Genomic DNA, 24,123 nt, shown 5'->3' with positions numbered 1-24,123 from the left:
GAGTGAACGACGATGGCTGCAAAAGAAGTCAAATTCGGCTCTGAGGCTCGCGATCGAATGCTGCACGGCGTCGACATACTCGCCAATGCTGTCAAGGTTACGCTAGGCCCCAAGGGCCGCAACGTCGTCATAGAGAAATCATATGGTGCGCCGCGCATTACCAAAGACGGCGTAACGGTCGCCAAGGAAATCGAACTCGAGGACAAATTCGAGAATATGGGTGCGCAGATGCTGCGCGAGGTCGCATCGAGAACCAGCGATGTTGCAGGTGACGGCACGACGACGGCGACAGTGCTTGCCCAGGCGATCGTCCGCGAAGGCGCCAAGGCCGAAGCGGCCGGCATGAATCCGATGGATTTGAAGCGCGGCATCGACCTTGCAGTTGTTGCAATTGTCGAGGAACTGAAGCGCAACGCCCGCAAGATCTCGAACAATTCCGAAATCGCCCAGGTCGGCACCATTTCTGCCAATGGTGATACGGAGATCGGACAATATCTGGCCGATGCCATGGGAAAGGTCGGGCATGAAGGCGTCATCACGGTCGAGGAAGCCAAGACGGCTGACACCGAACTCGAAATCGTCGAGGGTATGCAGTTCGACCGAGGTTACCTCTCCCCGTACTTCGTCACCAATCAGGAGAAAATGCGGGTTGATTTTGAGGATCCCTATATTCTCATTCACGAAAAAAAGCTCTCCAATCTCCAGGCTATGCTGCCTATTCTTGAAGCGGTCATGCAATCCGGCAGATCATTGCTCATCATAGCCGAAGATATCGAGGGCGAAGCTCTGGCTACCCTCATCGTCAACAAGTTGCGCGGTGGTCTGAAGGTCGCCGCCGTCAAGGCTCCGGGATTTGGTGACCGCCGCAAGGCCATGCTTGAGGATATCGCAATCCTCACAGGAGGAACGGCGATCAGTGAGGATTTGGGGATCAAGCTTGAGGGCGTGACACTTGAAATGTTGGGCAGCACCAAAAAGGTTGTGATCGATAAAGAAACCACCACGATTGTAGGCGGTGCTGGCTCCAAGGTGGAGATCGAAGGGCGCGTCGCCCAGATCAAAGCGCAGATCGAAGACACGACGTCCGACTATGACCGCGAGAAACTGCAGGAGCGTCTGGCAAAGCTTGCCGGAGGTGTTGCGGTTATTCGCGTCGGCGGTTCCACGGAAGTCGAAGTCAGGGAGAGGAAAGATCGTGTCGATGACGCCCTGCATGCGACGCGAGCAGCGGTCGAAGAGGGCGTTCTTCCAGGCGGTGGTGTAGCCCTCTTGCGTGCAGCCAAGGCACTTGATGGGCTACAGGCTGCAAATGCCGATCAGCGCGTTGGCATCGAGATCGTACGCCGTGCCACCGAGACACCGGTTCGCCAGATCGCCGAGAATGCGGGCGCTGAGGGATCGCTCATCGTTGGCAAGCTTCGCGAGAATGCCGACTTCTCTTTCGGCTGGAATGCCCAGACTGGGGAATACGGCAATCTCTTCGACATGGGTGTCATCGACCCAGTCAAGGTGGTGCGAAGCGCGCTGCAAGGTGCTGCGTCCGTCGCCGGCCTGCTGGTGACGACGGAGGCCATGATTGCCGAACGCCCGAAGAAAGAGGCGGCGCCACTACCACCCAGCGCAGCCATGGACTACTGAGCTCAAGAAGCCGGTCCCAACAGCCGGCTCTTTGATCGCGCAGACTTAGGATCTGGAGCCTAGCACCGCCGCATAAAAACGCGCCGCGGCGGCAAATGGTCAACAAGGAGGATAGAATGCCAAAATTCGTGATCGAACGCGATATGCCAGGTGTCGGCAAGCTGACACAGCCGGAGCTCAAGGGCGCCTCGCAGACATCCTGCGCCGTGCTCCGCGATCTCGGGACAGATATCCAGTGGATCCACAGCTATGTCACGGATGACAAGATTTATTGTGTATATCAATCTACAAGCGAGGAACTGATCCGCGAGCACGCCAAAAAGGCTGGCTTCCCGGCGAACAGGATCTCGCAGGTACGCAACATTATCGAGCCGGCCACAGCCGAATAAAACGCAACTTTCCGGTTGCACTTTGCAAGTGATGTGGCATGATAAGGGCAACCAGGAGGTTGCCCTTATGTCTGATCGTATCGAAAAAAGCATAGACTTGAATGCGCCGGTCGAGCGGGTCTGGCGCGCCCTTACAGATCATACTGAGTTTGGTGAATGGTTTCGCGTCAAGCTGGAAGCGCCGTTCAAGCCCGGCGAAGTGGCCAAAGGCCGGATCACCTATCCCGGTTACGAGCATCTCAAGTGGGAGGTGACAGTGAAGACGATGGACGAGCCACGGCTCTTCTCTTTCACGTGGCATCCCTATGCGATAGAGCCCGGTTTCGACTACTCGGCCGAACCCCCGACGCTGGTCGAATTCAAGCTTGCGCCAAAGGGTAGAGGCACAAAGCTGACTATTGTGGAATCTGGCTTTGATAGTCTGCCGCCGCAGCGTCGGCCGGATGCCATGCGCATGAATGAAGGCGGCTGGGCAGAGCAGATAAAGAACATCAAAAAGCATGTCGGTTGAAACCGCGTCACTTTTTGCAGCCTTGGGCGACCGCACCCGCTTGTCACTGCTGACGAAGCTCAGTGACGGGCAATCCCGTTCGATCGCCGGACTGTCCGCTGGCACGGACCTCACCCGCCAGGCCGTCACTAAACATCTGCGCATTCTCGAAGAGGCGGGGCTCGTCATCAGCAGCAAGGTTGGGCGGGAAAGCCAGTTCGCTTTCCGGCCCGAGCCTATTGACGATATCCGAGCCTATCTCGACAGTGTCTCGCAACAATGGGACGATGCCCTTTCGCGTCTACGAACTTTTGTGGAAAGGTAAGCATTTACTTACCTAGCTTACACGATTACATATATGAATCATTAGTGTTGACTAATCAATTAGCATTTACTAATGTATCTTCATGATTGAAGTCACCGCCATCGACGCTGTCCTGCGCACGCTTGCTGACCCCACCCGACGAGCCATATTCGAGCGTGTCGTCAATTCCGACGAGATTACCGTCGTGGAGTTGACGCGGGGTAGTGGCGTGACACAGGGCGCGATCTCCCAACATCTCAAGTCGCTGAAGCAGGCCGGGTTGGTCGCCGAGCGCCCTGAGGGTCGCAACGTCTATTATCGCGCGGAGCCCGAAGGCCTTGCGCCACTGGCCGACTGGATGAGTCATTACGCCGTCTTCTGGCGCGAGCGCTTTGCAAATCTCAAAACACTCCTGAAGGAGATCGATCCATGAAAGACGCAGCATTGAAGCCCGATACACAAGACATCGTGGTTGAAGAGATATTGCCGCATGCGCCGGAGACAATCTGGAACGCTTTGACAAAAGGCGAACTGATCACGCGCTGGCTTGGTATGCCGACAAGCGGGTTCGAGCCCGTCGTGGGCAAGCGCTTCACATTCAAAACGACGCCGGCCGGCGCGTGGGACGGTTTCATCCAATGCGAGGTGTTGGAGGCGCTGCCGAACGAACGGCTCGTTTATTCCTGGCAAGGCGGACATGAGGGGAATATCGGCTATGGCTCGCGCTTGGAAACTGTGGTCACGTGGGTTCTTTCCAAGGCTGAAAATGGCACCCGCCTTCGCCTTGTTCATTCAGGCTTCGTGCTGCCGCGCAACGATACTGCGTTCAGGAATATGGGCGCAGGTTGGAAGAAGGTCGTTCCCGGCATCGGCGCCATCGCAGCGGAACACGCCTCGCTCAAAAAGCGCAATTGACGCAACGATCGATTGCATCAGACGTTGGAAAGGCATCTCAACAGGAGGTAGCTATGAAGAATCCAGTCGTTTCACGCGATGAGTGGCTTGCAGCCCGGCTTGCGCTGCTCGAGGACGAAAAACAGCTGACGCGCCGCAGTGACGAGATCGCACAGCGAAGGCAGGCGTTGCCATGGGTCAGGATCGACAAGGACTACCAATTCGATACAGACGAAGGCCGTGCGTCGCTTGCAGATCTATTCAAAGGGCGCTCGCAGTTGATCATCTATCACTTCATGTTCGGGCCCGACTACAAGGCGGGGTGTCCTTCTTGTTCGGCGATCGCCGACGGCTTCAACGGCTCCGTCGTTCACCTCGCCAATCACGATGTAACGCTTGCCGCCGTGTCGCGGGCGCCGCTTGCCAAATTGCAGGCGTTCAAACAGCGTATGGGTTGGACTTTCCCCTGGGCGTCTTCATTCGGCAGCGACTTCAACCCGGACTTCCACGTCACGTTCACCGAAGAGCAGCAGCGCAAAGGCACCATCGAATACAACTACGTGCGTGAGGAGCCCGCGCCAGCCGGTGACGACGGCTCCGAAGGGGAGGATATATTCGCAACCATGGCCGGCACAGATACGGCTACGTACGCACGCGAGAGGCCGGGCATAAGTGCCTTCGTGCTCGAAGACGGCGTCGTCTATCACACCTATTCCGCCTATGCGCGCGGGGTCGACGGCATCTGGGCCATGTATCAATGGCTCGACCGCGCACCCAAGGGACGAAACGAAAAAGGCGTCTGGTGGCGCCGCCACGACGAATACAACAACTGAGCAAAGTTTCGTGCTTGTGGCGGTAGCGCGGGCACGGCCGATCCCGGAATTCATCAAAGGAGATTAGAATGAGCGAAGCTTATACGGGCGGATGCGCTTGCGGCGCGATCCGTTATCAAATTTCCGCCGAACCGGTCGTCATGCTCGATTGCCAGTGCCGCCAATGCCAGCATGAAAGCGGCACCGGCCACGCCTCCCATCTGACATTCCCGCGGGCCAGGGTAAAGGTTGAAGGCGAAGCGACGTTCTGGGACGCGACTGGCGACGACGGAACTGTAAAAAGCCGCGCATTCTGCCCCACCTGCGGATCGCCGGTCTATATGATTTTTCCAGATATGCCGGACTATTTCGTCGTGCGTGCGGGCAGCCTTGATGATCCTGGCCGATACAAGCCACAGTTGGTTTCCTGGGCAGCCGCCGGGTATGCATGGGACCACCTCGACCCAGCCCTGCCGAAATTCGACAAGATGCCGCCGACCTAAGGGTTTGATTGTTGACCGGCGGCAACAGGCGTATAGTCGCTTAAGGCGGAGGGCGGATCATTTCGCGGCCTCCGGTGTGAGCCGGACCGCGTGGGAGGTTTGCCATGACCACTTACGTGATGTTGATCAACTGGACCGAGCTCGGCGTGAAGAATATACGCGATTCGCCGGCAAGGCTCGATGCAGCAAGAAAACTGCTCAGCGAGATGGGCGGTTCCTTAAAGGAATTCTACCTCACCATGGGCGAATACGACATGGTAGTGATCGGCGAGGCGTCCGATGATGCGGTCATGGCGCGGTTCGCTCTTTCCCTTGGCATGAAAGGCAATGTGCGCACCAAAACCCTGAAGGCCTTCCCCGAAGCAGCCTATCGCGAGATCATCGCCTCGCTCGGATAGATCGGCGATGCGCGTCAGTTATCTGGAGGCGATACGCGACGACCCGCCCGGCATGCGGGCGACGACGACGAGCTGCGTGATCTCGCCCCGCTTGAAGGCGGCGAGAAAGCGGCGGTAGTCCTTGATCGACACGCAGCCGTTGGAATCGCCGCGCGGGCCTAGCATATACGTATGTGCCAGAAGCCCGTCGCGCCCGAAGATCTTGCCCGGTTCGACAGGATTGAGCCTGATTGCCTCAACGCCGTGGAAAAGCTTCTCGCGCATCGTGAGATTGTATGTATGCGGCGGTGTGGCGCCGCGCATCCTCTTGTGGACATAGCGCGGATTGTCGAGCATCGGCCCGAGTCCCGAATGCGCTTCCAGACGCTCGCCATTCGGCAGGTAGACGGTTTTCGCCTCGATACTGTAGATCGCCGTGCGACCGCGCGAAGCAAAGAAAGGCGCAGGCCGGTAGCTCGGCGCATTGTCCTGAATGGCATTGTCCTGCGGCGCATAGGCCAGCATTTGCGGGGCAGCCCGCTTGAGGGCTTTCGTCGAAGGCAGTACCATATCGTCCGCCGCCCGGCGTGGCCTTATCCCCGGCAACGGCACCGCAGCCAGGTCATCCTCAGCGGCTGGTTCCTCCTCGGCGAGCACGAGGCTGAACGGCCCTTGCGGCGAGGTCCCGACCGGCGGCGGTGCGTCCTGCAAGGCAGCCACAGCAATTGCAGGCGCTGGAGCGGAAGGCGCAGCCACAGGGGGCGCCGCGTCAAAAGCGGTGTAGGTCTGGATCGAGGCGACCTGCACCGTATCGATACCGGAAGCGCGGGCGCCAAAGGCATCTTCGGCCAAAGGTCCGGCCCGCACCACATCAAAACGCGCACCGAATGACTCGGCGGCCAATGGATGATGAACGGCAGCTACCACCTTGGACTTCGGCTGCGCGATGACACTGATCTCTCCGGTCGGTAAAATCACCGAGCCTTCGTCCATCGTGCTGACCTGCCAGGCCGTGTGTTTCAGCTCCGGAACGCGCGGAAACTTCGAGGTTTTGGGTAAAGTGTCCAAAGAACTGACGAGCGCGATGGAAGGCGCCGAAAATGCCCGCTCTGCCCGACTGAAGGCGCCGCTACCCGCGGCATGCGAGCCGAAAGCGCCCTGCATGGTTGCCACCGCGGCAAGCGCGCCGAGCGAAGCCGCGGCACTGACACCCGCGAGCAAGCCAGCGGACAGCAACCGGCGGCCACGATAAAGGCCCTTCTCGCCAGAAGGCGCAAAGCCCCGGGCGGATCTGACTGCAAACCCCATGATACACGCAACCCACGCTTGGACATCAACGCGTCAGCCTGCGCAAAACCCTATTCCCGTGGCAAAACTGAGGCCACAAGACGTAAAACCTGGCTTCCGCCGTCATGCTGACTTTATGGACAATGAAGAATGTTGGTTACCAACCCGTTTATGCAACGACAAATGTTTGAATGAATTTTGGCATGGGAGCAGCCCACCACTCCCCCGTGGCGGGCCACCCCATTCAAGCCTCAACCTCGACGACGAGTTCAATCTCGATCGGCAGGCCAAGCGGCAGGCTTGCAACACCGAGTACGACGCGGCCGGAGAGCTTTTGCTCCCCGAAGACCTTCAGCAGCAACTCGGATGCTCCGTCCGCGACTTTCGGATGATCTCTGAAATCACCTTCGGTGGCGATGTAGACACCAAGCTTTGCGACGGCCTTGACCTTGTCGAGAGAACCAAGATGGTCTCTCACTGCCGACAGTGCGCTCAACGTGGCCACTTCCGCGGCCTTGCGGCCGTCCTCCGCGGTGAGTTCACCCCCAACGCGTCCGATGAACTGGGGCACGCGATCGATGACAGGCAACATGCCACTGAAGAAGACGAGGTTCCCGATCGTCACGGCCTCCACATAGGCGCCGAAGGGAGTGGGCGGTGGTGGAAGCGTGATGCCCAGTTCCTGCAGCCGCTGTTCTGCACCGGCTGCTGATGCTTTCGTGTGGTTTACCATTTGCCCAGATGTGCGCCGCCATCAACGTGCAGCACCTCCCCGGTTATATGCGGAGCTTCCGTCAGGAAGACGACCGCATCGACGATTTCCTTGACGGTGGAAATGCTCGCCATCGGCGACAAGGTCCGCAGGAAGTCCTTCGGGTTGTCCTTGTGTAACGGTGTGTCGACCACGCCGGGAGCGACCGTGTTAACCCGGATGCCATCGCTTGCATATTCCATTGCGATGTTCTTGGAGATTGCATCGATCCCGCCCTTGGTCATCATGGGGACCGAGGCGGAGAGGCCGGCGATCGGATGATCGATCAATGGCGTGGTGATGCTGACGATGCTGCCGCCGGACTTCTGCGCCAACATCTGCTTGACGACCCGTTGGGTCAGGTGGATGAACCCTTCGAGATTGGTCGAGGACAGCTTCCTGAAGTCGTCCATCGTATAGTCGATGAACGGCTTGGTGTAGAAGATGCCGGCATTGTTGACCAGAGCATCGATCAAGCCGAACCGGCTGATTGCGGTCTCTGCAACGCGCCTTGCCGTCTCGGGATCACCAATATCACCATCGACGACAGCAATCTGATCAGAAGCCCGAAAGGCATCTGACGACGTTACCTGGCGGGAAGTCGCGACGACGTTGTAGCCGCGTTCGGCAAAGGCTTTGACGATGCCTGCGCCGATACCCTGGGAGGCGCCCGTGACGATAACAGTTTTAGGTGTTGGCATTTTAATCTCCATCGGTTGCTAGCGCAGCAATTGCGCTTGTTGCCGATGAATATGGCCGGGACCCTATTGCGCGATTAGATGGAAATATCTGGAATCTATTTTCCATTTATGCAAAAATCTTGTTTATGACGGATTTGAACGATATCGCGGTTTTCGTGAAGGTTGCGCAGTTCGGGAGTTTCAGCCGCGCCGCTCGCTCGCTTGGGATGCCGGTATCGACCGTCAGCCGCAAAGTCTCCGCGCTCGAAGACCAGCTCGGGGTCACCTTGATCCAGCGCACGACCCGCAAGCTGACGCTGACGCTACAGGGCCGCGCCTACTACAGTCAGTGCAGCGAACCTCTCAGCCAGTTATTCGATGCCGAGCAGGTTCTGACCCAAACACAAAAACAGCCGGAAGGCCTGCTGAAAATCTCGGTGCCTGTGCTCATGGGGCAGGAACCATTTTATGCGTTTCTCTCCGCTTTCCTGAAAAGACACCCGCGCATCGAGGTCGATCTATTCATCACAAACCTCTTCGTCGATCTGATCGCGGAGAATGTCGACGTCGGCATTCGCTTCGGAGAGTTGCGCGATTCAACGATCGTCACGCAAAGGATCGGCAAAAGCGTCCGCTATGTCGTCGCGGCACCGGACTATCTCGAAGGCCGGACGGCTCCGGAAAAACCGGAGGATTTGAAGGACCATAGGTGCATCCTGCTCAACGGCCGCAACAATGAGGCGGAATGGCATCTGGTCAACGGACGCAAATCCCTGAAGCTGCATGTATCGGGACCGCTATCAAGCAGGGATTTCCAGTCGGTCGCTGCGTTCACCTATCGTGGCCACGGGATCGGCCTTTTGCCGTCGACCTATTGCGACGAACAGATCAAACGCGGCGAACTTATCCGCCTGCTGCCGGACTGGTCATCGCCGGAGATCTTCGTGCATGCCGTCTATCCTACCCGCCGCTATCTTCCGGCGAAACTGCTGGTCTTTCTCGACGAGCTAAAAGCATGGAAGAGCCCGCTATGGATTCCATTGCGCTGATAGCCATGTAATCTGGCCAGTAGCATACATCGAACTACTTAGAGAAACCGTCGACACAAAGTAAAAACGCGGGCATCTGAGCTCAAAGCTTGCCGTCTTGGACTATCTCGGCTACTTTTAATAACTGCTGCAAGTTAGTCGGGGACGGCTGTCAGCCGGGTTTCAGATGTCACATAATCTTATGGTCAATGGCAATGACTATGCCGTCGATGTGGATGACGACATTCCACTTCTATGGGTTCTTCGCGACACCATAGGTCTTACCGGCACGAAATTCGGCTGTGGCATTGCCATGTGCGGTGCCTGCACCGTGCATGTGGATGGCATGCCGGTGCGGTCGTGCGTCATGCCGGTCGCAGAGGCGGTAGGCAAGACTGTCACCACAATCGAAGCTATCGGCGATACAGCCGAAGGCGCGCGGATACAGAAGGCCTGGCTGGACATCGATGTCGTCCAGTGCGGTTACTGTCAGTCCGGACAGATTATGTCCGCGACTGCCCTCCTTGCTGCCAATCCATCGCCGACTGACGACGATATTGATGCGGTCATGGCTGGAAATATCTGTCGATGCGGCACCTATCCGCGCATTCGAGCAGCCATCAAGCAGGCGGCGAAGGCGGGGTGATGCGATGTCCATTCACAACAAAGTCAATGTTTCCGTTTCGCGCCGCCACTTTCTGATCGGCGTATCGCTCACTGGCGCCGGCCTCGTTTTCGGCTTGCGGCCGTCGATTTCTTCAGCTGCCGCAGCCGGGTTTGAACCAAACCCCTTCATTCGCATTCCTGCCGACGGCAAAATTGTTCTCATCATGCCAGCCGCGGAGATGGGGCAAGGCATCTATACGTCCATAGCGATGCTGCTCGCCGAAGAACTGGAAGTCTCCCTCGACCAGGTAGTGCTGGAGCATGCACCTGCTGATCCCACCCGTTACGCAAACCCGTTGCTGGGCGACCAGATCACCGGCGGTTCACTCTCCATTCGCGGCGTTTACGAGCAGATGCGCAAGGCCGGTGCCAGCGCCCGTATGGTGCTGATCAACACCGCAGCGCGTGGTTGGGACGTTGCGCCAGATACGTGCACGGCCGAGGCCGGAGAGGTCGTTCACGCCGCGAGCGGACGCAGCGCGGCCTATGGCAGCCTAATTCGGGCCGCTGCTGCTGAGACCGTTCCACAGGATGTGCCACTGAAGCCGGCATCGAGCTTCAAGGTTATCGGCCAGGCCATCCGGCGCCTTGATAGCCCGCAGAAAGTGAACGGTACTGCAAAATTCGGCATCGACGCCCGTCCGGAAGGCGTGTCCTACGCCGCAATCGCGATCTGTCCCCACTTCGGCGGCAAGCTGCGCAGCGTCGATGACAAGCCTGCAATGGCGGTCAAAGGTGTCAAGCAGGTGGTCCGCATCGAGGACGCGGTTGCGGTCGTGGCCGACAATACCGGTGCCGCCCGCAAGGGGCTTGCGGCGCTTTCCATCGAGTGGGATCCGGGTCCGAGCGGCGATCTCACCTCGGCCGAACTCGAGAAGCGCGTGGAGGATGCGACGAACGGCGGCAAGGCCCTGCCTCATATAAATGAAGGCGATGTCGTCAAGGCCGAGGCCGAACACGGGCCCGTTCATGAATTTGTCTACCGCATGCCGATCCTCACCCATTCGGCAATGGAGCCGATGAACTGCACCCTTCACGTGCGCAAGGACAGCTGCGACGTGTGGACCGGTACGCAGGTGGCGGGGCGTGCGCGGCAGGCTGTAGCCGACGTCACAGGTCTGCCGGTGGACAAGGTGATGGTTCACAACCAGCTTCTCGGTGGCGGTTTTGGCCGCAGGCTCGACGTCGATGGCGTCATTCTGGCGGCGAAGATCGCAAAACAGGTGGATGGCCCGGTGAAAGTGACCTGGAGCCGCGAGGAAGACATCCGCCACGACTGTTATCGCTACCTGAATTACAGCAAGGTCACCGCGACGCTCGGTCCGGACGGCATGCCCGTTTCATGGCGTCACCGCGTGATCGGCCCCGCCGTCATGGCACGCTGGCTGCCGGCCTTTACCAAAGATGGCATCGATCTCGACATCATGGGCGGTGCAGAGTCGTCCTACGCGATCCCGAACAAATTCACAGAGTTCGTGCGCCATGAAGCCCCGGACGGAATGTTGACGGGCAACTGGCGCGGTGTCGGCGCTACGCGCAACATCTTTCCGATCGAAGGCAGCATCGACGAACTGGCCAGCGCCGCCAAAATCGATCCGCTCGAGTACCGCAAGCGCCTGCTCCAGCACAAGCCGCGTCTCCTGGGTGCTCTTGATCTGGCCGCCGAAAAAGCCGGCTGGTCAAATGCCCTGCCCCAAGGCAAAGGACGGGGCATCGCCCTTTCGGAGGATTTCGGCAGCTTTGCCGCAATGATTTCTGAAGTCAGCGTCGGGGACGATGGAAAACCCAAGGTCGAGCGCATCGTCTGCGCAGTCGATTGTGGCCAGGTCGTCAATCCGGACACGGTAGACGCCCAGATATTGAGCGGCATCGTCTATGGCCTCAGCGCGGCACTCTACGGACGCCTGACCGTCCAGAACGGAGCTGTTGTCGAGAGCAACTTCGACGACTCCCCCGTGTTGCGCATCCATGAGACACCGAAGATCGAGGTATACATCGTGCCGAGTTCGGAAGCGCCAGGCGGTATAGGCGAGGTTGGCACGCCCGGCGTTGCTCCGTCGCTGTTCAACGCGATCTTTGCGGCCACCGGCAAGCGGCTGCGGTCGCTGCCGATCGACCAGCACGAATTCCAGAGGGTGTGACCATGGCCATGCGTTTTGCCGCCATTGCGATTGCATCCGTTCTCGCGACAGCCGGAACATTTGTCATTCTTGGACCCTTGCAGGGCAACGCCGAGACATCGGGTGCCGGGGCGCTGAAGGCCGTCTCCGATTTCGATGCGATAACGGACACCAGCGCGCGCTCGAAAGCCATCTTCGAAGAGGCAAGCCGCGTCCTGACGCATCCGCGCTGCATCAACTGTCATCCGGCAACCCGCAGCCCGACGCAGGGCGAAGACAAGCATCCGCACGTGCCGTTGATGATCGCCAGCAACAGCTCGGTGGGTCCGCTGGGTCTTGCATGCAGCGCCTGCCATGGCGCCGAAAATCGTCCGATCGTCGGAAGCCGCATGAAATCCATCCCGGGTAACGCCCACTGGCAACTGGCCCCGGCGAGCATGGCCTGGCAAGGGCTGACGGTCAGCGAAATATGCCAGCAGGTGAAGGACACGAGCCGCAACGGCAATCGCTCGCACGAAGATCTCATAAAACATATGGGCGAGGACCATTTGGTCGGCTGGGCGTGGCACCCGGGCGATGGAAGGTCCGCCCCGCCCGGATCGCAGGAGACATTTGCAGCGCTGATCGCCGCCTGGGTGAAGACCGGTGCCGACTGTCCCGATTGATCAACCGGGCCCGGCCAGACACACACACCAACAAAACTGTGATTTTGCCGAAACGCAGTTAGCGGTTACGCTGCCAGCGCATCACAGAAAAGCTCAGGAGTTAGACGATGAAGACAATCCTCGTACTTGCCGCTGCTTTCGGTCTTACCGTATCGGCCGCCTCGGCCGATTGTGCCGGACATACCGCCTCCGTCGACAAGGACATGACGACAGCCAGTGTCTCGAAAGACCAGACACCCATTCCGGCTGAGAACCAATCAGTCAAACAGGAAAAGCCCCAACAGGAAGCCGAATAGCTCGGGTTTTCAGAGACCGGTCGGGCGCGATTTGGCTGGATGCTAGATCGTACGAGTGATGTTGCGCGGCCCCCCGGCCGGCGGGAGATTCTACCCATCGTGGACTGCATGCATGCCGTAATGCTTGGTTTAAGGGTGCGCGCCCTGAAACCTCCTCCCTCTCCGTCATCCTCGGGCTCGACCCGAGGACCCACGACCAAGCAGCGAAGGCATCTCCACTCCCCAACCTGATCCAGTTGTTTCGCGATGGGTGTTCGTCAACAAACAACGATTTAACTGGAACGCCTCGGCAGCGCTGAAACCGCGGCGCTTCCTTGCCGTGGGTCCTCGGGTCAAGCCCGAGGATGACGGAGGGGTTGAAGCACTTCAGGGAGCGCACCCACCTCCCTCATGGTGGCCTCCTGAGCTTATCGAAGGGCGACCACGCGAGAGCTATTTCGCGGCCCTGAGTTCCGAGGCGCTCTTCAAGACCCTCCCGCCATCATCCTGCTCGATCATGTAGGCGGGCTCATCTTTGGAAGCCTTGCGCGTCACCTCGACACCCTTGATCCTCCGCGTCACGGATTTGGTGAATTCCTCGACGACCTTGCCAGCGCCCACGCCCTTGGCCCAGTTCCATTCAACACGCGCGCCTTTGTGGAAATGTGTCACGGGTGGTTCCGGTTTTGGTGGTGATTGCAGGGAAGTAACGGAAGGTAGAAAAGGGTTCGTTAAAGGATGATGGAACATGCTATTTAATGCCCATATCAGAAGGCTTCGAGGGGACAAATATGAACGAACCTTACGATCCAAACAAATCTGTATTTGTTGATGACTGGACTGATTCAAAGGCAATAGAGCGCTACAAGTTCCACGCCAAAGAAATCTATGATTCCAATCGCTATATGGAACGCGCTTCAATGCAAGCGTATCTTGATTACGCAAAGTGGATACTAGTTTCTCTACTCACAGTTCACGGCGGCGCCATCTATGCTATCAGCACACTTAGAGACAAGATTACTGATCCTTTCTCCGGACAACTTTTAATGTATGCCGCTATTGCGAACGTGGCGGGAATATCCTTAACTTTACTCACCGGGGGCATTGGGTGGTTGAATTTTCAGGCTAGCGAAGGCATTTACGCCGCCCGAGCAAACCCATCTACCATTTACAGAAATGATCAATTTAGCCCTCCGCAGATCGGAAGCGCCACTACGTTTATGCTATTTACATATTTTGCGGCGGCGATAACGGCGGCGTCCTCACTAGTCGCTTTCGTAGTCAGCGCCACGTTTGTTTTTATAGCCTTAGACCATACTGCTCTATGCAGGCCAACAGAGATACTTTGCATGATAGATGGATTCATGAAAGAACTTTGGGGAACAATAAACTTGCAGTATTAATTTTGATGTTTACGGATCAGTCGGAATAGGGGAGTGGATTGAAAGCGACATCATTTGATAAATGGATCAAAGTCCATCAGCCAAAATTTCAGAATTTGACGGGCGCTGTGGTTTCTATTGTCAAAAACCTGCTCAGTGATGCAAATATCGACTTTCTAGCCGTAAATGGCAGAACCAAATCTGAGACTGACTGTTCCGAGAAAGTAACCAGAAAACAGTATAAAGATCCTATTAAACAGCTTACGGACATCTCCGGCGTTAGAATAATCGTATATTTTGAAAATGACATCGATAAGGTATCAAAAATAATTGAGAATTCCTTCAAAGTGTTCAAAGAACATAGCTTAGACAAGGATAATCTACTTTCAGCAAATGAGTTCGGCTATCGCTCGGTTCATTATGTATGCGACATTGGGGAGGCGCGAAGCGCTTTGCCCGAATTTAGCGGTCTTAAAGATCTAAAATTTGAGTTCCAGATACGAACTGTTCTGCAACATGCATGGGCTGAATTAGCGCATGATCGAAATTATAAGTTTTCGGGTGAGCTCCCGCGAGCGATGGAGCGCAAGCTGTACCTCTTTGCAGGCATGTTAGAGTTGGCGGACAAAGGATTTAGTGAGCTTTCGCACGACATTGACGAGTACCAACGAAGCGTGTCGATGGCAGCTGAAGAGGGTAGTCTCGATATCGAAATCAACTCATTGAGTTTAGAACTCTTTGTCAGGCAATGGATCACCAAATCTGGACTTAAATTTGAAGATATCGAGGTTCGCGACGGCTATCAATCGTTGTTAGATGAACTGGATCAATTCGAAATTTATACGTTAGATGACCTGAATAACTTGGTCCCTGATAAATACATAGAGTACGCAAACCAGAAGAAGTTCGTGACCATATACGGCGTAGTTAGAGACTGGATGATCATCTCCGATCCTCAGAAGTTTTTGGATCGGGTAGAAGTTGATTGGGTATTTAGCGCCGATGATTTTCCCCTTCTTAAGCAGTACATCGACGACGCAATGCTTGATAAGCTTGAGACCGTAATTGGATTTGATTACGACGAAGACCATGCAAAAGAGTGGGATTCGTATGATGAAGGTGACGAGCCATCACAATCTGATTTACCGTGAGTTCCATTTAGTTTGCCATCACTTGCCACCTTTTACGGTGAGGGCGTCCCCGCCCCTTCACTCCCCTTGAACCTAACCCTCAAAATTACTCATCCCCATCCCTCCTTGCCAATTCCTCCCCCGATCCCTACATAAATCCTCGGAGGACGGCCTCCACGCTTCCCAAGCGTTTCCAGACAAATCCGGGACGGCCCGATCGAATATTAAAGGATGGTCGTCATGGCCTGGATTATTCTCATTTTGGCTGGTCTCTTCGAAATCGGCTGGGCCATCGGGCTCAAATATACCGATGGGTTTACCCGTATCACCCCCACTGTTCTCACCGCCGGCAGCATGGTCATCAGCGTCGTTCTGCTCGGCCTTGCATTGCGCGATCTGCCGGTCGGCAGCGCCTATGCGGTGTGGACCGGCATCGGTACGGTCGGCACGGCCCTGCTCGGCATGTATATCTTCGGCGAACCGGCAACGGTTGTGCGCCTCGTCTGCATCGGGCTGATCGTTGCGGGTATCGGCGGGCTGAAATTTTTGGCCTAGCACGACTTATCTCCCCCCTCTGTGGGGGAGAAAGCGATTTCAGCATCTTAGCTTCCTTAGCTAAGTGCTAGAAATCGCAAGAGAGGGGATTTGCAATAATTATACTACCCCCTCACTTGGCTTTTCTAAGGATTTAGCAAAGAGGCTAAATCCAAGAAAATCCTTTCTCTCCCACAGGGGGAGAGATAAAACAGCGTCATGACCGAACAGCAGATCACGCCCCTCACCTCTTCCGAAATCGAGCGCTATGCCCGCCATATCATCCTTGGCGAGGTGGGCGGGCCCGGCCAGCAAAAGCTGAAGCGCGCCCGCGTGCTTGTCGTTGGCGCCGGCGGGCTCGGTGCGCCGGTGCTGCAATATCTGGCGGCGTCGGGCGTCGGCACGCTCGGCATTGTCGATGACGACCGCGTGTCGCTGTCGAATTTGCAGCGGCAGATCATCCATTCCACCGCGCTTGTCGGCTCACCCAAGGTGGAGAGCGCGGCGCGCGCCATCGCCGCGATCAACCCGCATGTGACCGTCGAGGTGCATGAGCTGCGCATCGCGCCGGACAATGTGGCGGATCTCGTCAGCCGCTATCACATCGTCGTCGATGGCTCGGATAATTTCGATACGCGCTATATGCTGGCGGATACTTGCCTTGAACAGAAGCGGCCGCTGGTTTCGGCGGCGCTCGGGCGCTTCGACGGGTCGGTGACGACGCTGATGCCCTACGCGGCGAATGCGGCGGGTGAGCCGAATCCCTCCTACCGCGATCTCTTCCCCAATCCACCACCGCCGGGGCTTTTGCCCGCCTGCGCCGAGGCCGGTGTGCTCGGCGTCCTGCCCGGCGTCATCGGCACCCTGCAGGCGACGGAGGTGATCAAGCTCATCACCGGCATTGGCGAACCGCTCATCGGGCGATTGCTGCTCTATGATGCGCTGACCTCGCGCTTCGAGACAATAAAGTACAAAGCGCGCAAGGCCTGAGCGATGGCGCTCGCGCTTTCCGCCGAACAGCAGGCGATTGCCAATGGTGCACGCGGCGAAGGTGCCGCGATGGCCATGCGCATCGTCGCCGCCACCGCGCGGCTGATGGGTGCGCCATCGCTCATCCCCATCGCCTCGGCGCATATCGACGGCGCACTCTATCATGGCGATAGCGGCACGCTGTTTGCGGAAAAGCTGGCCCTCGGCGGCGCCAAGGTTGCGGTGCGCGCAACCCTCAATGTCGGCTCGCTCGATCTGACCGGCTGTTCGAAGAACCGCCTGCCACCCCATGAGCGCGGCATGGCGCGGCGCATGATGGATGCCTATCGCACCCTTGGCTGCGAGCCCAGCTGGACGTGCGCGCCCTATCAGGCCGGGCACCGCCCAGTGCTCGGCAGCGACGTTGCCTGGGGCGAGAGCAATGCCGTGGTTTTCTGCAATTCGGTGCTCGGCGCGCGCACCAACCGCTATGGCGATTTCCTCGATATCGCCTGCGCCATATCCGGCTTTGCGCCCTATTACGGCCTGCACCGCCCGGAAAACCGCCGCGCCATGGTGGCTTTCGATGTGTCCGGTCTGGATCCGGCATTTCTCGGTTCGGAGGTCGCCTGGCCGATCCTCGGCAGTCTTTACGGCCGCGAGATCGGCGATGCAGTCGGCGTGGTTGCTGGCGTCGCCGCCCATCCCGGCGAGGATGCGCTGAAGGCATTCGGCGCGGCTTCCGCTTCGGCTGGCGCCGTCGGGCTGTTCCATGTCGCGGGCGTCACCCCCGAAGCACCGGACCTTGCAACGGCCCTGCATCACCAGCCACCAGAGACCGTCATCAAGGTGACGGCGGAGATGATCGCGGATTCGCGCCGCCGCCTCTCCACTGCGCTCACCATGGACCGTATCGACGCCGTCGCCATCGGCAGCCCGCATCTGTCGATCCCCGAGTTCGACCGGCTGGAAGCGTTGATCGGCAAGCGTAAGCTCAAGGTTACGCTCTACGCCTGTACCGGGCGCCATGCGCTTGCCGCGCTGGAATCAAGTGGCCGCAGGGTCGCCCTGGAAGCTGCAGGCGTCGTCATTGTTGCGGATACCTGCGTCGTGGTCACGCCTATCCTGCCGGATATCGCAGGCGCGGTGCTGATGACCAATTCCGGCAAGTTCGCGCATTATGCACCGGGCAATACCGGCTATGGCGTCATTTATGGCTCGTTGGCCGAATGCGTGGAAAGCGCCGTTCTCGGCCGTCCTGTGTTCGAGGTCGCGGCATGAAGGCGGAAGTCCTCGTCGCGGGCCAACCGGCCGAAGCGCCCGCCCTTGTGCTCACGGCGCCGATCAGTTTCTGGGGCGGCGTCAATCCTAAGACCGGGCTGATTGCGGATGTGCGCCATCCGCAGCATGGCGTTTCGATCAGCGGCAAGGTGCTGTGCGTGCCCGGCACCATCGGCTCGTCCTCGGCTGCCGCCGTGCTGCTCGAGCTGGTCAGCGCAGGCCTCGCACCGGCAGCGCTCATCCTGCATGAACCCGATGCGATCCTGCTACTCGGCCTCATCGTTGCGCAGGAGATGGGCCACGTAACGCCGATGGCGCTGAGATTGGATCGCGCTGAATTTGCGGGATTTGCCGGTAAAAATCTGGCAGTTGGTGCCAACGGATCAATTACATGGGGCTAGGCTCTACGAGACCTTTTGAGAATTCAGCCTGACGAGTCCAGCTGGTGTGGTTTTCGAGAACCGGAGCGCAGCGGACTTATTCGTCCGTGAGCACCGGAAGCGCAGAAAACCGCATCAGATGGCCGTCAGGGTGGATTGTCACCGGTCTCGGGGTAGGACCCGGTCGGGCGGGCGATGCCCATCGATGAAGGCGCGGATGTTGATGATCACCTTCTCGCCCATATCGATGCGGCCTTCGAGCGTTGCCGAACCCATATGCGGCAGGATCACAACCTTGCCTTGCCTGGCAAGCTTACGCAGCTTGGAGTTGACCGCGGGCTCGTGCTCGAACACGTCCAGCGCCGCGCCCGAAAGTTTGCCGTGTTCCAGCTGCTCGATCAGCGCATGCTCATCGATGATCTGACCGCGCGCGGTGTTGACGATGAACGCCGTCGGCTGCATCAGCGCGATGCGCCGGGCGGAGAGGAGATGGAAGGTCGCGGGTGTAGAAGGACAATTGACCGAAATGATATCCATGCGCGCCAGCATTTGATCGAGGCTCTCCCAATAGGTCGCCTCAAGTTCGTCTTCGGTCTTCGGGCTCACCGGCTTGCGGTTATGATAATGAATCGACAGGCCAAACGCCTTGGCGCGGCGGGCGACAGCGGTGCCGATCCGGCCCATGCCGACAATGCCGAGGCGCTTGCCCCAGATGCGGCGGCCGAGCATCCACGTTGGTCCCCAACCTTCCCATTTACCATCGTCGAGCAGGATCGATGCCCCCTCGACCAGACGCCGCGGGACGGCCAGCATCAAGGCCATGGTCATGTCCGCCGTGTCTTCGGTCAGGACATTGGGTGTGTTGGTAACGGTAATGCCGTGTTTGGCGGCGGCCACGACATCGATATTGTCGGTGCCGTTGCCGAAATTGGCGATGAGCTTGAGATTGGGGCCGGCGGCGCTGATAATTTCTTCGGTGATATGGTCGGTAATGGTCGGCACAAGAACGTTGGCGTGGCTGACAGCCTCGATCAGTTCCGCCTTCGTCAGCCGCCGGTCATCGACGTTAAGCCGCGCCTCGAAGAGTTCGCGCATGCGCGTCTCGACAGAATCCGGCAATTTGCGGGTAATGACGACCAGAGGCTTTTTGCTCACCAATATTCCCCTCCCAATTCGCGACGCATTGAGACCTCTTTAACCAAGTCATTGCAAACTGCAATTGCTCGTGGCGTTCTGCACCTGTCTATCAAGGCGGCGTACAGAAGACAAAGAAAAATAGGGATCGTTCTCCATTCGGCCGCAATTTGGCGGTTGCAAACCCGGAACGATGAAGGACTGACTTGTTGAATATTCGAAATTTTCGCCTTTTTGCTTTTGCGGCTGCGATCGTTCTGGCAATTCCGCTGGGCGTGCCGACGCTGGCTCGAGCCGCCGCCGCAGCGCAGATAGGCCCGAGCGGCCTGCCGCTGCCGCGTTTCGTCAGCCTGAAGCCTGGGCGCGTCAATTTGCGCGTCGGGCCCGGCCGCGATTATGCGGTGACCTGGCTGTTTCTCAAATCCGGCCTCCCGGTCGAGATCGTGCAGGAATATGATAATTGGCGGCGTATCCGGGATTCGGAGGGCACGGAGGGCTGGGTCTATCAGTCGCTGCTATCTGGCAAGCGCACGGCAATGACCGCGCCTTGGCAGCGCGACAAGGATGGCGTGATGCTGAACGTCTATCGCAGTGCCGACGATAAGGCGAGCGTCGTCGCCAAAGTGCAGCCCGGCGTTCTCGGGAGCCTCAAGACTTGCAATGGTAATTTTTGCCGTGTCGTATTCAGCGGCGCCAGCGGCTGGATGCGCCAGTCGGACATCTGGGGCGCTTATCCGAACGAGAAATTCGACGACTGATTTTCAGGTTTCGTCGGCGTGCTGGCCGTTCGAATCCGATAGCGGCTAAAACGAAGGATGCATTCGGCGTAGTCTTCGCGGTAATGAAGTTCCTGTAACGTCACTCGCTGTCCACTCTTTCTGGGGTTTTACGTGACTTTTGCCGCCTCTCTCCAACTTGCCCTCTCGACGGCCACCTTCCTGCTTGCCGCAAGTTGCGCGAAATATTGGGCGCTTGGTCCGAGTACGCTGAAACTCGTACTGACAATTGCTTTGTATTCGGTAGGCAATCTGATCATGTTGCGCCTCGTGCGCGAGGTTGGAATGTCTTCGGCGTTCAGCCTTTCAGCTGTAATCCAGCTCATTGCAGTCAACGTGATTGCCCTGACATATTTTGGCGAGAAACTGACCATCATCCAATCGTTCGGAATGGTATTGGCTATTCTCGCCGTCATTCTGATAACCTTTGGGTCGGCTTCAGAATAGCTGCTGGCCCGTGCCGCATCGCCGTTCTCGCTGACAAGTTCTCCGGCCTGCCATGCTATGACCACAACCTGTTGCTTCAACTGCACGGGTTGCATAACGGCACAGACGATTCAAAGATGGGCACACCCCGAAGGAGAACGTAATGGCTACAATGCATGCTATGGTCGGGCGTGCTCGCCGCGTGGTTGACCAATCCCTTCTGAGTACCACGGCGCGATCGGTCCGGCGGGATCGACTTACATATCTGTCCCCGCGCAAGCTGAGGCGTCTTGAAGCCGCCTTGAATGAGATTAGACGGCGGCAAATACCGGGTGATGTGGCGGAGTTCGGCGTTGCCCTAGGCGGAAGCGCGATTGTTCTCGCCACGACGGCAACGAGCCAAGGGCGGCGCTTCCACGGCTTCGACGTTTTCAGCATGATCCCTCCTCCCACTTCGGAAAAGGACGACGTGAAATCGAAGGACCGCTACCAAAAGATCGCGAGCGGAAAGTCTTCGGGGCTCGGCGGCGACGAGTATTACGGATATCGCGACAATCTCTATGACGACGTCTGCCAGTCATTCAGGAAGTATGGCCTCGCTATCGACAATTCCAGCGTCGGTTTGCACAAAGGCTTGTTTGAGAACACGCTGCCCAACGCCAAAATGGAGCGGCTGGCCTTCGCCCATATCGATTGCGACTGGTACGATCCGGTCATGTATTGCCTCAATAAGGTCGCTGACCGGCTGAGCCCGAATGGCGTCGTTTTGATCGACGACTATCACGACTATGGTGGATGCCGCACCGCAACGGATGAATTCCTGCGCCAGCTCGGGGATTTCACCTTTGAAGACGGGGAAAACGTCATACTTCGCCGGACGGGCACACTCGCCTGACCATCCAATCCAGCCGGGACAGAATATTGCGTCGCACCAAAATTGTTGCAACGCGTCAAAATATACCTATGCTGCCCGGCAGGAGATTTCCCGAAACTGGGAGTATTCGACAAGCCCATGAGCGCCGTCACCGCATCAAAAACATTCCGCCCTGACATTGAAGGGCTACGTGCCCTGGCAGTTTCTGGAGTGATCGCCTTCCACTTCGGCTACACCGGCCTGCCCGGCGGTTTTGTCGGTGTGGACATCTTCTTCGTCATATCCGGTTATCTCATTACCCAGCATCTTCAGCAGGAAATCGCCAAGCACGGCACGGTCAACCTTTGGACGTTCTATGCGCGGCGGGCACGGCGTCTGCTTCCAGCCTCGCTGTTCGTCATCCTGGTTACCCTGGTCGCTGGATATTTTATCCTCGCGCCGTCCGAGCAGCAGCTTTACTCCAAGGGAGCACTGTTCGCTTCGACGTATATAATCAACCTGTGGCTCATCCGCTGGTCTCTCGACTATTTCGCTGTCGACGCCACGAATAACCCCTTCATTCATTTCTGGTCGCTATCGGTCGAGGAACAGTTCTACCTCGCCTGGCCTGCGCTGCTTCTACTGTTTACACGGATACGCCCGGGTAAACATGGCGTGTTCCTGCTGATGGCAGCCGTCGCCGCCGTTTCGTTTGCGCTTTGCGCGTGGCTGACCGCTGTTTCACAGCCCTGGGCCTTCTATTTTTCACCATTACGGGCTTGGGAATTTGCGCTCGGGGGCCTTGCCTCTATGGCGTTGTTGAACAATTGGGCCAAGCGATTTCCCTATTCGCCGGCGATGGGCTGGATTGGCCTTGCATTGATCGCCATAGCGTATTTGCGCGTATCCGAGCAGGGTCCTTTCCCCGGCTTTGTTGCATTGGTGCCTGCGATAGGAACTGTGATGGTGCTGCTCAGCGGCGTGCATCAGAGTACCTATGGACCGAGGGCCCTTCTCGCAATCAAGCCCGCCCAGTGGATTGGAAAGCTGTCTTATTCGCTCTACCTTTGGCATTGGCCGGTCATCGTTTATGCGGCGATGCTGGTACCTGATCTGACCAGCGTACAACGTATCCTGCTCATGCTGCTGACCCTTGCATTGTCGATTTTCAGCTATCGCTTCGTCGAAAATCCGATACGCCGGAATGCATGGCTTATGGTCAGCACGCGCCGGTCCCTCGCCTTCGCCGCGCTACTGACAATGACGGGCGTGACGGTTGGCTACGCGAGCGCCACACTCGCAAAACGCAATCTAAGTCCGCAGCAGGAAATGATCCTTGAAACGGCAGAACGGCCCTCCACCGTGCGGGCAACAGACAAGAGCTGCGTGCTGGATCTCGAAACGGTCAAACCGAAACCCTGCGTGTTCGGCTCGGCATCCTCGAATACAAAAGTCGTTCTTTTCGGTGATTCGCATGCCGATCATTGGTCGACACCGCTCGTCGATATTGCAAAGAAGGATAATATCCGTCTCGTCACTTACCTGAAATCATCGTGCCGGGCGACCCGCATCACGACGCGGGACTCGAAGCTGCGGAGAGATTACACGGAGTGTAATGACTGGCGAGAGCTTGCGATCAAAGAAATCATCGCGATGAAACCGCACACGGTCATTATCTCACAACTTTCCATAAGCCATCTGACGGATGAAATCGGCGATCCTTCCGAATATTCGGCACGCAAAAAAGAATGGGCGGACGGCATCAGATCAACGGTCGAGGTGCTTAGCAATGCCGGAATAAAGGTCGTTTTCCTGCGCGATGTGCCCACCCACACCTCCTATCTCGACAAATGCGTGGCGCGCGCTCTCTGGCAGGGAAGAGACCCGTCCGTGTGCGATACACCGCGCTCTGCGGCTGCCGATGACGGCGATGCCGAGACGGAAAAGGGGATCATTTCGGGCATCAAGAATGCACGATACATCGATATGACGGAGTTCTTCTGCAGCAATACAATCTGTCATGCCATGATCGATGGCAAGTTGACCTTCCGTGATCGTCATCACATCGCCACCCCTTACGCTGAATCTCTGGCTGCACCACTTGAACGCGCGATCTTCAAACAGACGATAGCAGGTTCTGTGAAATCCGAACCTGTCAGCGAGAAAAACCTGTAAACGAAATAGCTTGCCGGGGCGGCGGTGACTGCGCCGCGCCCGCAGCTTCACGGCCTGCCCCAAAATAGCCAATTAACCCTACGAATGATGCATCTCGTGCCGCCTGCGCGGAGAGATTGCATTTGAATGCGTTTATTCGTTATAAGCCATTGTTTTCAGCACTATATTTTTCGAAAACGAAGATGACAAATCCAGCTTGGACAC

Annotated in this window: 29 protein-coding genes; 24 read left to right on the top strand and 5 right to left on the bottom strand. The window is 57.6% G+C overall.

Annotated features, from left to right (window positions below):
* Positions 1-12 precede the first annotated feature (12 nt).
* The 9 genes from groL to C7476_RS00940 all read left to right on the top strand — a co-directional run bounded on the left by groL (position 13) and on the right by C7476_RS00940 (position 5,428).
* A complete protein-coding gene (gene groL / locus C7476_RS00980) occupies positions 13-1,638 on the top strand; it encodes a chaperonin GroEL (RefSeq protein ID WP_114428050.1) in 1,626 nt (541 codons plus the stop codon).
* 116 nt (positions 1,639-1,754) lie between these two features.
* Positions 1,755-2,027, top strand: a complete 273-nt coding sequence (locus C7476_RS00975) for a DUF4242 domain-containing protein (protein WP_114428049.1) — start codon at positions 1,755-1,757, stop codon at positions 2,025-2,027.
* A gap of 67 nt (positions 2,028-2,094) precedes the next feature.
* Complete coding sequence (locus C7476_RS00970; protein WP_114428519.1) at positions 2,095-2,538, top strand: SRPBCC family protein; 444 nt, start codon at positions 2,095-2,097, stop codon at positions 2,536-2,538.
* Positions 2,528-2,842, top strand: coding sequence for an ArsR/SmtB family transcription factor (locus C7476_RS00965; protein ID WP_181872307.1), 315 nt, complete (start codon positions 2,528-2,530; stop codon positions 2,840-2,842). Before C7476_RS00970 ends, C7476_RS00965 begins: the two co-directional genes overlap by 11 nt.
* A gap of 82 nt (positions 2,843-2,924) precedes the next feature.
* Positions 2,925-3,254, top strand: coding sequence for an ArsR/SmtB family transcription factor (locus tag C7476_RS00960; RefSeq protein ID WP_114428048.1), 330 nt, complete (start codon positions 2,925-2,927; stop codon positions 3,252-3,254).
* On the top strand, positions 3,251-3,736 hold the full coding sequence (locus C7476_RS00955) for an SRPBCC family protein (RefSeq protein WP_114428047.1): 486 nt from the start codon (positions 3,251-3,253) through the stop codon (positions 3,734-3,736). The genes C7476_RS00960 and C7476_RS00955 overlap by 4 nt, the downstream gene beginning before the upstream one ends.
* A gap of 53 nt (positions 3,737-3,789) precedes the next feature.
* A complete protein-coding gene (locus C7476_RS00950; RefSeq protein WP_114428046.1) occupies positions 3,790-4,548 on the top strand; it encodes a DUF899 domain-containing protein in 759 nt (252 codons plus the stop codon).
* A 68-nt stretch (positions 4,549-4,616) separates the two neighbouring features.
* The gene (locus C7476_RS00945; RefSeq protein ID WP_114428045.1) at positions 4,617-5,030 is read left to right on the top strand and encodes a GFA family protein; all 414 of its coding nucleotides are present in this window, start codon (positions 4,617-4,619) and stop codon (positions 5,028-5,030) included.
* A gap of 104 nt (positions 5,031-5,134) precedes the next feature.
* Positions 5,135-5,428, top strand: a complete 294-nt coding sequence (locus tag C7476_RS00940) for a GYD domain-containing protein (protein WP_114428044.1) — start codon at positions 5,135-5,137, stop codon at positions 5,426-5,428.
* A gap of 18 nt (positions 5,429-5,446) precedes the next feature.
* Here C7476_RS00940 and C7476_RS00935 read toward each other — a convergent pair whose 3' ends face one another.
* The 3 genes from C7476_RS00935 to C7476_RS00925 all read right to left on the bottom strand — a co-directional run bounded on the left by C7476_RS00935 (position 5,447) and on the right by C7476_RS00925 (position 8,146).
* Positions 5,447-6,715, bottom strand: coding sequence for a DUF2778 domain-containing protein (locus C7476_RS00935; RefSeq protein ID WP_114428043.1), 1,269 nt, complete (start codon positions 6,713-6,715; stop codon positions 5,447-5,449).
* 223 nt (positions 6,716-6,938) lie between these two features.
* The gene (locus C7476_RS00930; protein WP_114428042.1) at positions 6,939-7,427 is read right to left on the bottom strand and encodes a RidA family protein; all 489 of its coding nucleotides are present in this window, start codon (positions 7,425-7,427) and stop codon (positions 6,939-6,941) included.
* Positions 7,421-8,146 (bottom strand): SDR family NAD(P)-dependent oxidoreductase, encoded by a 726-nt coding sequence (locus C7476_RS00925; RefSeq protein ID WP_114428041.1) that lies wholly within the window; start codon positions 8,144-8,146, stop codon positions 7,421-7,423. The genes C7476_RS00930 and C7476_RS00925 overlap by 7 nt, the downstream gene beginning before the upstream one ends.
* A gap of 125 nt (positions 8,147-8,271) precedes the next feature.
* On the opposite strand from C7476_RS00925, the gene C7476_RS00920 reads away from it, so the two are divergent.
* The 5 genes from C7476_RS00920 (at position 8,272) to C7476_RS00900 (ending at position 12,900) form a co-directional block, all read left to right on the top strand.
* The gene (locus C7476_RS00920; RefSeq protein WP_114428040.1) at positions 8,272-9,174 is read left to right on the top strand and encodes a LysR family transcriptional regulator; all 903 of its coding nucleotides are present in this window, start codon (positions 8,272-8,274) and stop codon (positions 9,172-9,174) included.
* A gap of 166 nt (positions 9,175-9,340) precedes the next feature.
* Positions 9,341-9,799, top strand: coding sequence for a (2Fe-2S)-binding protein (locus C7476_RS00915; RefSeq protein ID WP_114428039.1), 459 nt, complete (start codon positions 9,341-9,343; stop codon positions 9,797-9,799).
* A gap of 4 nt (positions 9,800-9,803) precedes the next feature.
* Entirely contained in the window at positions 9,804-11,960 is a 2,157-nt protein-coding gene (locus C7476_RS00910; protein ID WP_114428038.1) for a xanthine dehydrogenase family protein molybdopterin-binding subunit, read from the top strand.
* Positions 11,961-11,962: 2 nt separating this feature from the next.
* Complete coding sequence (locus C7476_RS00905; protein ID WP_114428037.1) at positions 11,963-12,604, top strand: Isoquinoline 1-oxidoreductase subunit; 642 nt, start codon at positions 11,963-11,965, stop codon at positions 12,602-12,604.
* A 107-nt stretch (positions 12,605-12,711) separates the two neighbouring features.
* The gene (locus C7476_RS00900) at positions 12,712-12,900 is read left to right on the top strand and encodes a hypothetical protein (protein ID WP_112526508.1); all 189 of its coding nucleotides are present in this window, start codon (positions 12,712-12,714) and stop codon (positions 12,898-12,900) included.
* A 432-nt stretch (positions 12,901-13,332) separates the two neighbouring features.
* Here the strand turns inward: C7476_RS00900 and C7476_RS00895 are convergent, their stop codons facing one another.
* Complete coding sequence (locus C7476_RS00895; RefSeq protein WP_114428036.1) at positions 13,333-13,551, bottom strand: hypervirulence associated TUDOR domain-containing protein; 219 nt, start codon at positions 13,549-13,551, stop codon at positions 13,333-13,335.
* 119 nt (positions 13,552-13,670) lie between these two features.
* Between C7476_RS00895 and C7476_RS00890 the strand changes: the two genes are divergently transcribed.
* From C7476_RS00890 to C7476_RS00865, 6 genes are all read left to right on the top strand, one after another.
* Positions 13,671-14,282, top strand: coding sequence for a hypothetical protein (locus C7476_RS00890; RefSeq protein ID WP_147274590.1), 612 nt, complete (start codon positions 13,671-13,673; stop codon positions 14,280-14,282).
* Positions 14,283-14,320: 38 nt separating this feature from the next.
* Positions 14,321-15,412: a GTP pyrophosphokinase gene (locus C7476_RS00885; protein ID WP_114428034.1), complete on the top strand. Its 1,092-nt coding sequence runs from the start codon at positions 14,321-14,323 to the stop codon at positions 15,410-15,412.
* A gap of 219 nt (positions 15,413-15,631) precedes the next feature.
* The gene (gene sugE, locus C7476_RS00880; protein WP_114428517.1) at positions 15,632-15,946 is read left to right on the top strand and encodes a quaternary ammonium compound efflux SMR transporter SugE; all 315 of its coding nucleotides are present in this window, start codon (positions 15,632-15,634) and stop codon (positions 15,944-15,946) included.
* A gap of 198 nt (positions 15,947-16,144) precedes the next feature.
* Positions 16,145-16,915, top strand: a complete 771-nt coding sequence (locus C7476_RS00875) for a molybdopterin-synthase adenylyltransferase MoeB (RefSeq protein ID WP_114428033.1) — start codon at positions 16,145-16,147, stop codon at positions 16,913-16,915.
* 3 nt (positions 16,916-16,918) lie between these two features.
* The gene (locus tag C7476_RS00870; RefSeq protein ID WP_114428032.1) at positions 16,919-18,175 is read left to right on the top strand and encodes an aconitase X; all 1,257 of its coding nucleotides are present in this window, start codon (positions 16,919-16,921) and stop codon (positions 18,173-18,175) included.
* Positions 18,172-18,576 carry an aconitase X swivel domain-containing protein gene (locus C7476_RS00865; RefSeq protein WP_114428031.1) on the top strand — a complete coding sequence of 135 codons (405 nt, stop codon included), beginning with the start codon at positions 18,172-18,174 and terminating at the stop codon, positions 18,574-18,576. Before C7476_RS00870 ends, C7476_RS00865 begins: the two co-directional genes overlap by 4 nt.
* A gap of 138 nt (positions 18,577-18,714) precedes the next feature.
* Here the strand turns inward: C7476_RS00865 and C7476_RS00860 are convergent, their stop codons facing one another.
* Positions 18,715-19,716 carry a 2-hydroxyacid dehydrogenase gene (locus tag C7476_RS00860; RefSeq protein ID WP_114428030.1) on the bottom strand — a complete coding sequence of 334 codons (1,002 nt, stop codon included), beginning with the start codon at positions 19,714-19,716 and terminating at the stop codon, positions 18,715-18,717.
* A 182-nt stretch (positions 19,717-19,898) separates the two neighbouring features.
* Between C7476_RS00860 and C7476_RS00855 the strand changes: the two genes are divergently transcribed.
* From C7476_RS00855 to C7476_RS00840, 4 genes are all read left to right on the top strand, one after another.
* Positions 19,899-20,447 carry an SH3 domain-containing protein gene (locus C7476_RS00855; RefSeq protein ID WP_114428516.1) on the top strand — a complete coding sequence of 183 codons (549 nt, stop codon included), beginning with the start codon at positions 19,899-19,901 and terminating at the stop codon, positions 20,445-20,447.
* 132 nt (positions 20,448-20,579) lie between these two features.
* Positions 20,580-20,912 carry a hypothetical protein gene (locus C7476_RS00850; RefSeq protein WP_114428029.1) on the top strand — a complete coding sequence of 111 codons (333 nt, stop codon included), beginning with the start codon at positions 20,580-20,582 and terminating at the stop codon, positions 20,910-20,912.
* A 142-nt stretch (positions 20,913-21,054) separates the two neighbouring features.
* A complete protein-coding gene (locus tag C7476_RS00845; RefSeq protein ID WP_114428028.1) occupies positions 21,055-21,786 on the top strand; it encodes a TylF/MycF/NovP-related O-methyltransferase in 732 nt (243 codons plus the stop codon).
* Between the two features lie 117 nt (positions 21,787-21,903).
* Positions 21,904-23,919 carry an acyltransferase family protein gene (locus C7476_RS00840; protein WP_114428027.1) on the top strand — a complete coding sequence of 672 codons (2,016 nt, stop codon included), beginning with the start codon at positions 21,904-21,906 and terminating at the stop codon, positions 23,917-23,919.
* The last annotated feature ends 204 nt before the right edge of the window (positions 23,920-24,123 follow it).

The organism is Phyllobacterium bourgognense (assembly GCF_003337575.1).
Lineage (GTDB): Bacteria > Pseudomonadota > Alphaproteobacteria > Rhizobiales > Rhizobiaceae > Phyllobacterium > Phyllobacterium bourgognense.
This window is presented reverse-complemented; position numbering and strand designations above follow the sequence as displayed.